The organism is Jeotgalibacillus sp. R-1-5s-1, assembly GCF_004405105.1.
In the GTDB taxonomy this organism is placed as follows: Bacteria; Bacillota; Bacilli; order Bacillales; family Jeotgalibacillaceae; genus Jeotgalibacillus.
Map to the genome: position 1 here is coordinate 1 of NZ_SORW01000014.1, position 11654 is coordinate 11654.

General features: G+C 43.0%; 14 protein-coding genes. 6 read left to right on the forward strand and 8 right to left on the reverse strand.

Features of this window, described 5'->3' with window-relative positions; translation table 11 throughout:
• From E2491_RS07095 to E2491_RS07105, 3 genes are all read right to left on the reverse strand, one after another.
• Positions 1-490, reverse strand: a 490-nt coding sequence (locus tag E2491_RS07095) for a hypothetical protein (protein WP_134374401.1), incomplete at its 3' end; no start/stop codon positions are given.
• A 31-nt stretch (positions 491-521) separates the two neighbouring features.
• Positions 522-1748 carry a hypothetical protein gene (locus E2491_RS07100; RefSeq protein ID WP_134374403.1) on the reverse strand — a complete coding sequence of 409 codons (1227 nt, stop codon included), beginning with the start codon at positions 1746-1748 and terminating at the stop codon, positions 522-524.
• Positions 1749-1943: 195 nt separating this feature from the next.
• Positions 1944-3221 (reverse strand): S41 family peptidase, encoded by a 1278-nt coding sequence (locus tag E2491_RS07105; RefSeq protein WP_134374405.1) that lies wholly within the window; start codon positions 3219-3221, stop codon positions 1944-1946.
• 140 nt (positions 3222-3361) lie between these two features.
• Here E2491_RS07105 and E2491_RS07110 point away from each other — a divergent pair, with 140 nt between their 5' ends.
• From E2491_RS07110 to E2491_RS07135, 6 genes are all read left to right on the forward strand, one after another.
• Complete coding sequence (locus tag E2491_RS07110) at positions 3362-4195, forward strand: DUF2268 domain-containing putative Zn-dependent protease (RefSeq protein ID WP_134374407.1); 834 nt, start codon at positions 3362-3364, stop codon at positions 4193-4195.
• Between the two features lie 40 nt (positions 4196-4235).
• Positions 4236-4619 carry a hypothetical protein gene (locus E2491_RS07115; protein ID WP_134374409.1) on the forward strand — a complete coding sequence of 128 codons (384 nt, stop codon included), beginning with the start codon at positions 4236-4238 and terminating at the stop codon, positions 4617-4619.
• 233 nt (positions 4620-4852) lie between these two features.
• Positions 4853-5203 (forward strand): hypothetical protein, encoded by a 351-nt coding sequence (locus E2491_RS07120; protein WP_134374411.1) that lies wholly within the window; start codon positions 4853-4855, stop codon positions 5201-5203.
• A 147-nt stretch (positions 5204-5350) separates the two neighbouring features.
• Positions 5351-5620, forward strand: coding sequence for a 30S ribosomal protein S14 (gene rpsN, locus E2491_RS07125; RefSeq protein WP_134374413.1), 270 nt, complete (start codon positions 5351-5353; stop codon positions 5618-5620).
• Between the two features lie 13 nt (positions 5621-5633).
• Positions 5634-5993 carry a hypothetical protein gene (locus E2491_RS07130; RefSeq protein ID WP_134374415.1) on the forward strand — a complete coding sequence of 120 codons (360 nt, stop codon included), beginning with the start codon at positions 5634-5636 and terminating at the stop codon, positions 5991-5993.
• 15 nt (positions 5994-6008) lie between these two features.
• Entirely contained in the window at positions 6009-7160 is a 1152-nt protein-coding gene (locus E2491_RS07135; protein WP_166805817.1) for a Rossmann-fold NAD(P)-binding domain-containing protein, read from the forward strand.
• Between the two features lie 60 nt (positions 7161-7220).
• Here E2491_RS07135 and E2491_RS07140 read toward each other — a convergent pair whose 3' ends face one another.
• The 5 genes from E2491_RS07140 to E2491_RS07160 form a co-directional block, all read right to left on the reverse strand.
• Positions 7221-7415 carry a hypothetical protein gene (locus tag E2491_RS07140; protein WP_134374419.1) on the reverse strand — a complete coding sequence of 65 codons (195 nt, stop codon included), beginning with the start codon at positions 7413-7415 and terminating at the stop codon, positions 7221-7223.
• A gap of 14 nt (positions 7416-7429) precedes the next feature.
• Positions 7430-8866 (reverse strand): NAD(P)H-binding protein, encoded by a 1437-nt coding sequence (locus E2491_RS07145; protein WP_134374421.1) that lies wholly within the window; start codon positions 8864-8866, stop codon positions 7430-7432.
• A gap of 131 nt (positions 8867-8997) precedes the next feature.
• Complete coding sequence (locus tag E2491_RS07150) at positions 8998-10296, reverse strand: globin-coupled sensor protein (RefSeq protein WP_134374423.1); 1299 nt, start codon at positions 10294-10296, stop codon at positions 8998-9000.
• A gap of 21 nt (positions 10297-10317) precedes the next feature.
• Complete coding sequence (locus E2491_RS07155; RefSeq protein WP_134374425.1) at positions 10318-10959, reverse strand: SDR family oxidoreductase; 642 nt, start codon at positions 10957-10959, stop codon at positions 10318-10320.
• A gap of 156 nt (positions 10960-11115) precedes the next feature.
• Positions 11116-11562 carry an Rrf2 family transcriptional regulator gene (locus E2491_RS07160; protein ID WP_134374427.1) on the reverse strand — a complete coding sequence of 149 codons (447 nt, stop codon included), beginning with the start codon at positions 11560-11562 and terminating at the stop codon, positions 11116-11118.
• Between the last annotated feature and the right edge of the window lie 92 nt (positions 11563-11654).

Sequence of the window (11654 nt, forward strand, 5' to 3'; positions counted from 1 at the left end):
CAGCTTGTACTTCATCTTCGTTTACCACTACGTCTGTGTTCACATCATTTGAAGCATCTGCTGTTACTTCTGCACTTTCTTCTTCACCTTCAGCTGTTACACCTACTGATGCGTCTGTTTGTGCATCTGCTTCAGCTTGTACTTCATCTTCATTTACAGTTACATCTGTATTTACATCGTTTGAAACGTCTGCATCTGTTGAGACATTTTCATCCTCGCCGGATGTTTCAGCATCAAGGTTCACGTCTGTTTCAGCTGTTCCTCCTGCATTGACTTCCTCATTTTCTTCATCTGCAGATCCTGTCAGACCAAGATCATTTAAAATGGATAGAGAACCAGAGCCCTCTTCAGATTCGATGATCGAGATATCATCAAGCAGATTGCCTCCTAAAAGGCTATCACGGTCTTCAGCCTGTCCAGCCTGACCTCCAACTAAAAGTCCAAATGCAACGGTTCCTGCGATTGTAAATGCTTTAACTGTATTTTTCATGATTTTATTCTCTCCTTCTTTTTTCGTTTTTTTAAATACTATCTGCGAAAAAAGAAGAAGATTTCGGTGGTTGAGACGGCGGTGCGTTCAGCCATTGATCAAATAACAAACGTTCGCTTGAATAAGCAGATACCTGCACATCCTCCGCTAATAACGTCTGATCAAACAATACACCAGCTACAAACGGTGCTGATCCTCCCACTGCATTTGCAGGACCGGAAGAAGCTCCACCTCCGCTAAATGTCGGAGAAGCTGTAACGGTTGCCTGTTTCGGCATTGTAAAGTTTGAAGGTTGATCAGGGTTTTCTGAACGCACATCATTGTTTTCCTGCTGTGTCACCGGTTCCTCAACGAAATCATTTTCGCTTGTAAAACCTGTATCGATCACAGCTGGTCGTTCAACTGGAGCTGGTGCTGCTTGCACAGGCTCAGTTTTCACTTCCGGTGTTATGTTTTGTTCATTTTGTATTTCAACATTACTACTATTATTTTCTTCTGTGGCAGGACTGCCTGCACGATCATTTTGAAGAACTGGAGCAGTTGCTTCCTCTGCAGGAGCGGCTTCAGCAGAAGATTCCTCAACTACCTCCACATCTGCTACAGGCGTTTCTATCTCAATGTTATCTTCTACAGAAACATTGGCTTCTGCTACAGGAGTCGAAACCTTGATTCCCTCATTAAGCGATACATTTGCATCTGCTACAGGCGTTTCAACCTTTACACCTTCATCAAGTGAAACGTTGGCGTCAGCAATAGAAGTATCAACTTCGACTCCTTCATTTAAAGAAACATTGGCATCCGCAACTGGTGTCTCAGCTTTCACTTCAAGATCAGTAGATACAGAAGCATCTGCTACTGACGTATCAATATTTACTCCCTCTTCAGCTGAGACATTTACGTCCGCTACAGAGGATTCAACATTAATACCCTCGTCAGAAGAAACAGAAGCATCGGCCACAGGTGTTTCTACGTTGATTCCTTCTGATGTATCCACTTCAGCCACACCGGCATCCACCTTTACATCAGGCAGCGTTTCTTCCACTGTTTTCACGACTGGATCAACTGTTTCATCCACTGTTTCAACGACAGAAGAAACCGTGTCCCCAAGCAAAGAAGACGTCTCTTTTTGCTCTTCAGACTGTTCCTCCTGCCCGCTCAAACTGTTCGTCACAGACGACAACAGTCCTTCAGCAGAAGCCGCACCAGGAACCATTAATAATCCTGTCATCATTGAAAATGTCACTACCCATTTACGCACGCTGTCTTTCACCTCCTTTCAAAAGGACTTAAAAAACATCACGTGGGGAAAACGGGGCGGGATTTTTAATGGATCACTCTTTTTAAAAGTCAGGAAAAAAGCATTAATTTGGGCAGATAGTGCAAATGGGGGGCGGAGCGGGTGTTCTTTTTTGTAAAAAAGAACACCCGCTCCGTCCCCCATGAAACCCGATTTTCATGACCGGCTCTTACTTTTCACCCTATCCAACACCATCTCCAAATCCACATCTCTCTCCAGATGCTCCGGTGTCCACTCAACATAAATGTCAGGTTCGATCCCACGTCCGGTCTGATAATGCTCGGGATTTTTATACACGAGTTTTGAGGTAGGATAGCCGAGCACAAACCCGTTGCCTAAATGAAGTGAAACTACGTTGCTGTAGTCGTTAATCCCCATAGTCGAACGACCGATCACGGTTACTTTTTCTGACCATTTACTCGTTTCCACAAAAGAATCACCTGAGCTTCCACAATAGATATCGGATAAAATAAACACCTGCTCCGGCTTTTGATAGCCACTCAGCTTTTGCATCGGCATCACTTCTTCAAATGGAAAGCGCTGAAATCCAGTTCCCTTTTTCTGATGCCACTGCTGTTCAAGAAATTTCAGGATCTTTCGCGTCTCTTTTTCTTCGATCGCGTCATGCATCTGCTTTAATTCCGCCAACTGTCTCTCTGCTGTGTTTTCGGAACAATTAAAAAGCATGTCAGGACTCACTTCATACGGATCCACTTCCTCTGCACCAAAAATAAATGGAATAAAAGGATAATAGGTTGCATCACTTCCACCGTAATTGATCCGAACATCAAATATCAATGTACGAGCGACTTTGTAATGCTCCTCATGTTCTTTAAATAACTTATAAACGGCATCCGGATTCCCGAAATCCGTCAGTTTGATCAGATGAATACCGGGTTCAATTTCCTTCGAGGAATATTCAGGAACATAAGCCGGTTTACTTTGATTTTTAATTGGATAAACCACCAGTTCACCTAAATGGTTTTCAATCTCCACTTCATTCACTTCATTCATAACCAGATTCCAGTCCTGACGCTCTTCCTTCTCCTGATAAAGCTTTCTGGCGTAAGCTTTTTCTGTCTCGGGAATGCTTTTACCATCCAGTGCAATGATTTTATCTCCTCTATTAAATCTCGTGTCTTCTGATTCTGTTATGTATAAGAACGCCTGGTGTCTTCTCACTCTAAACCCCGGCCACTCAGATCGAGTACCTTGCTGATCAGCAGCACTAAAGGAAACATGTCTATCCCTGAAATCCAGTAAATAGTCTTTTACCAACCTCACAAACTCAGACCTTGATTCCGGATCTGCCGGATCAAGCGCATCAATTTCAGCTTTAAATCTATCCGGCTGATCCCACCCCTGCTTATCCAGAAAACCTGAATAATCCCGGTGCATCACCCTTACAACTTCTTCAAACATGTTTAAGTACATAACAATCTCCTTATGATTTAGATTTTAATAGATGGATATGTCATACTATTCTTACTATTATATCAAAAACAAGGGGACGGAGCGCCCGTTCCTTTTTACATAAAAGAACGCCCGCTCCGTCCCCACATTTGGAGGATAAAATGAAAATCATTAACGGATACGAGGATTTTCAGCATAATGTGATCAATCAGAATAACTGGCTACAATACTATAAAAAATACGCTACTGTTTTTGATTCTCTGTTCACATACCTTTATCAATCAGACCTTCAACAGCTTTACCCTATGATTGAGGGGATTGATTGGAAGGAAATAAACGCTCGTGCAAAGAAAGTGCAGGATAAGCTTAATCAAACTGATCTTCGTCCACTCATTCAATCATGCCGGGACTTTTTTGCGTTTTATCAAGAGGCGTCTTTGTTCTGTATTGTTGGCCTGGGTCACAGTGACGGAGCAGCTCCGCCATCAGACTATCCATTCATTTATCTCGGACTGGAACGATTGGAGGATGCCGATTTATCAATCTTAATCCCTCATGAATTTAATCATATGGTTAGATTTCATACTCTTTCTGAACATCAATCCTTTCGTGTCATTGACTTAATGATTGCAGAAGGCCTCGCTGTCTTAACCCCTCTGATTCTAAATAAACGGGTTATTTCGTACAGAACGTTAGCTGAAATCCTAATGATGTCTGAGCAAGAAGTTAAAAATTGTTCTTCTTATGAATGGTCTTTTCAAGAAGACTTCAACTCCATTTTAAACGAAGATCTTATGCGTCAATATTTTTTAAAACATCCTAATGCAGAGTATCCCAGAATCGGATACTTCATTGGAACAGAAATCATTTTCTCTTTATTATTAAACAATTGGTCACTTAAGGAACTGACGATCATGACTACAGATGAGATCCTGCAACAATCGTTCCCTCTTTCGTCACAGGGATGCTTTGCACGGTATCTGTCTGACCGCTAAAATAAGGGAGTAAGCTTTTAAAAAAGAGGGGCGAATGTGAATGCATAAAAAGCATAGTATGTTACTGCTCAGAACTGCAGCGATCTTTGGCGCGATTGGAGCAGGGATTGGCGGTCATATGGCGGGTTCATATGATTATAATTTCCGCGCAGCTCATGCGCATATTCTGGTTGTCGGCTGGCTTTCTTTGTTTGCATGGGCGGTCTATTACCGGATCTTTAAGCCTGTTTCAGTTAAGGTTGCCACTGTGCATGTGTATACGGCCATTATTGGAACAATTGGCTTAACATCGGGCTTTATTTTAGAAATCTTCAATGTACCTCAGCCGTTTTACTTTATCGTTTATATCGGCGGAGGGGTTACGCTGCTGCTGAGCTTTATCTTATTTGCCTATATGGCACTGTTTATGAAGCACGAGGATTGATTGGGAGAGAGTGGAGAGATCCGCTCTCTTTTTGTGTTGGAAAGGGCTGCTGGATATGTCATGTTCTGCAGAGTTATTCAATCGATTCAATTTTTTATTATTCTGTTCCGGATTTTTTATGTACTTTTTAAAAATTTATTTGTATCCTTTCAAAACAGAATTGCATCGCAACAATACTACCTATGGAACCTCTTCCTACATCAAACGTCCAATCAATCAAAGGAGGCTATTCCATGAAAAAATTCCTCATACCCTTTCTATTTCTTATACTGACTGCCTGCTCCAATGAAACTGAACCCGCCGACCAAATCACGATTGATCACGGCCGTGAATTAACCGTTCTGAAAGATGAACAGGACATCCTTACTGTTCAACGTATTCTTGAAGCCATTGAATGGGAAAACCAGGCCATCAGCTGGGCAGAGCCCCACTCTCATTCCATCCTCATTCAAAAGAAAGGGCACACAACAACCTATAACATCTGGTCTCAAAACGGCAGGCTGGAAATATCAGATGAAACCTCCACTCTTTATCACAGAACAACTGAAAAACAGTCCGAACTCTTACAACAATATCTGGATTGATCACTGTAGAGGAGGGCCTGTCCCAGAGGTCAGGGACTGGCTCTCCTCTACACGCTTCTATCTCCCTCTTGCATTCTTTTTTTAAATGTGATTTACTTATGAACATAAAACGTAACCATTACGATTTAATAAAGGAGATTAAAATAGATGGCTAAGAAATCAAAAGTTGTAAAAGAGAAGAAGCGTCAGGCTATGGTGGAAAAGTACGCGGAGCTACGTCGTGAACTGAAGGAAAAAGGGGATTATGCTGCACTGGCTAAATTACCTCGCGATTCGGCACCTTCCCGTTTGAAAAACCGCTGTGAAGTGACAGGTCGTCCACGCGGATACATGAGAAAATTCAAAATGTCCCGTATTGCTTTCCGCGAGTATGCACATAAGGGGCAGGTTCCTGGAGTTAAGAAGTCCAGCTGGTAAGGAGCGGATCTGATTGAACACTCATCTTATGGAGATATTGGCAAGAGAAGTTATCCGTTCTCTGCCTGAAGAAAAAAGAGCATTGTATCAGTATGTAGTGGAGCTTGAAGATGAGCTTGCTGCAAACTGCGAGACAGCTGATGAATTTTTGCAGAAACTCGTTGAACAGGCGCCGCATCAAAAAGCAGCGCAGCATTTCAATCTGTCCTTCGGAGAGGTGATCCGTCGAATGCGGGTCATTGAATCTGATATTGACTTTCAGCTGAGGCGCAAACTGGAGAATGTGAAATGGCAGGATCGCACTCCGGCCATGAAACAGCTCTATGGCGAGTCTGATCAGCATAAGAAGCAGTATTTTTTATTTACAATGTAGGAAGGAATGCCAGCTATGTTAAAGTGGATCATTCTCGGTGGCGGGATACACGGAAGTACAATCGCATCTCATTTAATAAAAAAGAAAAAGGTCACGCCTGATCAGATCAGAATCATTGATCCGAATGCTGAACCTTTAGCAGAATGGAAAAAGCGGACAGGATTTATTGATATGCCTTATCTCCGTTCACCTGGTGTTCATCATCTGGACACTGATCCGTTCAGTTTAAAAGCCTATGGTAAAAAGTATGGAACAGAGACGGATTTTTACGGTGCCTACAGCCGGCCTTCCCTGTATTTGTTTAATGAGCATAGCGACCGTTTGTTCAGCGAGACCACTTTAATGGATTGCTGGTATCAGGGAATGGCTGAAAAAGTGACGAGAAAGAATCAGGCATGGCTGATCACATTGAAAGATCAGACTGTCTTTGAAAGTGAGAATCTTGTCATCGCGACCGGACCAAACAGGAAATTGCATCTGCCTGACTGGGGTCATAAAGCGAAAGAGAAGGCTCCTTCTCAGGTCAGCCATGTTTTTGAAGCGGTTCCGCCTTCTGAAGGTCCATTCGTTGTCATCGGAGGCGGCATTAGCGCGGCTCATCTCGTCACCCGGCTTTCCAAAGAGTTTCCCGGACAAGTAACTCAGCTTACACGGCACCCTTATCGTGTGCATGCTTTTGATAGTGACCCCGGCTGGCTGGGTCCGAAATATATGGAAGGCTTTAAAAAGCTGAACGATTATCGCGTGAGGCGCGATACCATTACGCAGGCCAGACACCGCGGATCCATCCCGTCAGACCTTCAAAATCGCCTGCACTGGCTGCAAAAAGAACAGTCTTATCAATTGTTGCTCGATGAAACAGAGTCCTTTACTTATAAAAACGGCACTTTTACGCTGCATCAGAAAAGCGGTAATCTGCTCGAAGTTAAAACGATCTATTTTGCTACAGGTTTTTCGCACGAACTGATGGATACACCGTGGCTCAACGCTCTTATCCGTGACGAAAAACTGAAGTGCGCACATTGCGGTTTTCCTGTCGTAAAAGAAAACCTTTCCTGGTGTGATCATCTATACGTTTCAGGACCACTGGCAGAGCTGGAACTTGGACCCTCTTCACGCAATATTATCGGTGCCATGAAAGCAGCCGAAAGAATCACAGCGATTTAAACACAAAAATGACCGGTCAAAGCCGGTCATTTTTGTGTTTAAATAGTGGTTCACCTGTACTTACTCCCTCCGCCTGAACCTCGCAGCAATATACAATACCATAAATAAAAGAGCCATACTCAAGAGGATATTCCGTTCAAACGGGTACCCTGTTATCGACCCTTCTGCACTTGCAGTCATTAACAGACTGACGGCAAATAAAAAGAAGAAAAAGATCGAGATCACCAGTAAAATGACTTTCCATTTTCCTTTCATTGCTTCTCACCTCTTTATGCTTCGGCAATCTCTTTTCGATCGCCGGCCTGCTCCTCATGCTGATCATTTTTCATCAAATGCTCCAGATACTTTTTAAATAAATACATCACGAGCAAGTGCACATTGGCTTGTGTATATCTGTAAATAAACCAGGGCAGAGCGGGTTCGTATTCATGGATGGCAATGATGCACTCCTGGGTATCGGGGATTTGCCTGAATTCAATTCTGCCCCTGCTGTTCTCTTTAATAGAGGCAAATGCGCCTCCTGTGATTCTGTAGAGAGATCTGAATTCATCACTTTCATCAGGAGAAAAAGTCAGTTCAAGCAGAGGATTATTTTTTGAAATCAGATGAATCCTCCCTCTTTTCTGATTATCTATATCCGTCCAGAGTAAAGGCTTCGCTAATGTAGCGAGCCATTTCAGATACTCCTCTCCCGCCCATAAAGCATTTTTCCCTTTTGGCAGCATGACCCTCTGAACGGAACGCACATCTTTTCCCGTCGGATTAGGCTTCAGATACGCAGGCATGTTAGAGTCATTTTCCTGTTCCTCAAGGGCTGTTTTCGCAGCTTCTTTAAAGGGGATCTTTCCGTCACTGATTCCTTCTACTTTGTTTTTCGCTACCATCGGATGCTCCAGACTTTCAACCAGCGGATAAACCATTTCTTTTGGTGCACCTGTTACAAGCATGACCCACAGTCTCGATAATTGAACAGTCATCAGCGGGACATCAACCACCTTCGGAGATCTTCCCATGACTTCAGCTGTCTTGATCATCATCTCCTTATAACTCATAACCTCCGGACCACCTACGTCAATCGACTGATGCTCAACCTCTTTATTCCCAACTGTTTTTCTTAACGAGTGCAGCACATCCTTTAAAGCAATAGGATGTGTTTTCGTTCGGGTCCATTTAGGTAAAAGCATAAAAGGAAGTCTTTTTGCCAGCTTTGCCAGGATAGGAAAGGAGGAACCGCTTGGTCCGACAATTAAGCCTGCCCGGATAGTCGTAACGGGGGTTCCGTAAGCTTTCAGCACCTTTTCAACCTCAAGACGGCTTTTCAGATGACGGCTCAGCTTTTTTTCACCCTCCGGAATAATTCCGCTTAAGTAAATGATCTGCTTGATTCCCTGCTTTTTCGCTGCGCGTGCAAAATTATCGGCTAATATAACGTCCATATCCTCAAAGCTTGCCTGGGTCAGTTTTGCAGAGGGTTTCATGGAATGAATCAGGTAGATAGCAAAGTCGGCGCCTTCAAGTGCTTTTTCAGCATCCTTCAGCGAAAAGAAATCGCAGGAGCGCCACGTCACATGCTCTGTGTTTTCTTTATCATCAGCACTTCTTGATAAGGCAATGACATCTGCTTTTTCCTGAATCTGATTCAGCAGATTTCCCCCTATGTAGCCCGTTGCCCCTGTCAGCGCAACGACCGGTCGTCTCTTATCCATGTACAGACACTCCTTCAGTTGTTTTATTCTTATATACCCGGTTAAAGCCTCTTTATGTAAAAGTGCGTTCTCAGGTGTGCTTTAAAAAGACAAAAAAACCAGCGATTCCTGAGAGTCGCCGGTTTAGCTGTTTAGATTTGTTCTGCTTTTTGAAGCAGGTTATGAGTAGCATTCGAAAGTCCTGCTGTCGTCTGGCTGATCTCCTGAATAGATGAAACAATCTTATCAAGATCCTGCTTATTGCGTCCGAACATATCAAGATAATTTTCCATTTCCGTTTTAAAAGTAGTTAAACCGTTTTTCACACGCACTACCGTTTCTTTGGACGTATCATTTTTCTGATCCAGATCCTGAAGCTGTGATACAAGCTGCTGGATCCCCTCGTTATTCTTTTCGATAAGGCCGTTGATTTTACCGCTTAATGCCTTTGCATTTTCAGCAAGCTTTCTTACCTCACTGGCAACGACCGCAAAACCTTTTCCATGCTCACCTGCACGGGCCGCTTCAATAGAAGCATTAAGGGCAAGCAGGTTGGTCTGATCTGCAATCTCCTCGATGCCACGGGTCATATTGATAATCTGTTCAGATGTTTCCTTCAAATGACTCATACCGGATACAGATTCCCCCACCCGGATAGATGACTGAATGAACTGTTCCTCCAGCTCGTCCATCAATCGTTCGTTGTCGCGTGTTAATCCAACAAGATTCTTACTCGATTTCTGGGTTTGATCGGTGGCTTCAAGAACCTGTGATGCCCGCTCACTCGTATCCCGGATGGCTCTCTCCGTCTGTTCAACGGATGCTGCCACCTCCTGACTGACGGCAGAAATTTCTGTCTGAAGAAGGCGTGTTTCATCATTAGCTTTTTGAATTTCATTTAACCTGATATTCATATAGTGGTCCACAACAAGCTGCGAATCCAGATTCATCACATGTGAAACAGCAAGAATCGCACGTTGCATCCCCTCAGGGTCCTGATGAAAATGCTCGACCAATTTTGGAACGAGCAACGTCTGGAAAGAAGCATACGTAGCAAGAAACCATGTGACAGGGACTCCATAACGATTGTGTGTTTCACCCATACGCTGACGCATTGCGAAATAGGAAGCATCCATTTTTCCTGATAATAGCGTTCTGAAGTAATCGGCAAAAACGTCCTTTAGTCTCTGTCTTGTGGAGGATTCCTTTGAGATCCTTGCCATTTCCGGGCTCTTCATCAGATGATCCAGTATGGTTTCTAGCACCTGATCAAGAATAGAGGTCATGACCGGACTGATATCTTTAAGTATATTCAAATACTCTTCTTTGAATCCCATGTAATAAAGACGATCCTTCAGTTCAGGTTTAATCGTTGTGACAATTTCATTTTTCGCAGGATATTGAATAGATGACTGATACATCACTTTTTCTTTTCTCTTTAATGACAGCATAGTGTACCTTCTCTCAATGTCTTATTTATCTGATTCAAGTTTGACTTCCACCTGATCCTGATTTTGATATAACGTAAATAATGCTTCCGCAGCATTTTTTGGATCTAATGCCGTTCCGCGCTCAACCATACCATTGATCGTAATCATTCCTGCAAAGACATCTTCCTCTTTCAAACGGTCATGGAGCATGAATCCGAGTGAACGCATCGCAGATTTCCCCAGTGACAGACCCGGCAATCCGGCTGAAGGGTTCAAAGCAAGTCCTCCACCTGTTAAAAGAACAGCCGCATTTGAGGACTGCTTCAGTTTCGGCAGTGCACCCTGCACTGCTTCAATAATACCGAGCACATCAATCCGGTATTCCTTTTCAAGCTGTTCGGCTTCCACTGATAACAAATCAGCCTCAACCAGTACTGAAGCGTTATAGTGAAGTACATCAATTTGACCCAAAGAAGTAACCGCTTTCTTAATCGTTCCGGAATCATTCGCATCAGCAATTTGATAGGTGGCATTAAACCCCTCGTTCTCAAGCTGCGTTACAAGTTCTTTCAATTTATCTTCTGACCGTGACATTAATACAAGATTAAATCCTTCTTTTCCAAATCTGCGAGCCGTTTCATAGCTGACACCCGGTCCCGCTCCAATCACTGCATATGTTGCCATTACTTTTCACCATCCCTTTTGTATCTAAATAACTAATATAAAGATCATACTTTTTTCCTGTACCCTTATTATAAATCAATTTAAACAAATATGTTCTTACTAAATGTTTTTTGCAAAATATTGCTTGAAGCATATAAAAACTGACCCCTTTTCCTGTCAGAGATCAGTTGAATGCTCAAAGAGCGCATTTAATTCAGTTGGATTTTTAACTAAATCAGCAAGTGTATAATCGTCAAGTACTGAGAGATAAGCCTGAAGCGCTTTTGAAAGAGCATGTTTTAGTCCACACACAGGAGAAATCACACAGTTCCCTCCACCAGGTTCAAAGCATTCAACAAGATTAAAATGATCCTCTGTCTCCCTGACAACCTTGCCAATATTAATATCCTGCTTCGCCCGCTTCAACCGGATGCCTCCATTGCGGCCGCGAATCGTTTCAATATATCCAAGCTTCCCTAGTTCATGAGTGACCTTCATTAAATGATTCTTAGAAATCGAATAGGCATCTGCAATCTGCTGAATATTCGATAACTCGTCCCGTTCTTTTGCTCCCAGATAGATTAGCACCCTCAATGAATAATCGGTATATAACGTAAGCTTCATATGTTTCCACCTTTTCTATGTCTGATTTCAGTATACAAGTCGCACACCATTCCTTCCATCTTCCTGCTCTATTTGTGTCAGTTTTTCAAAAG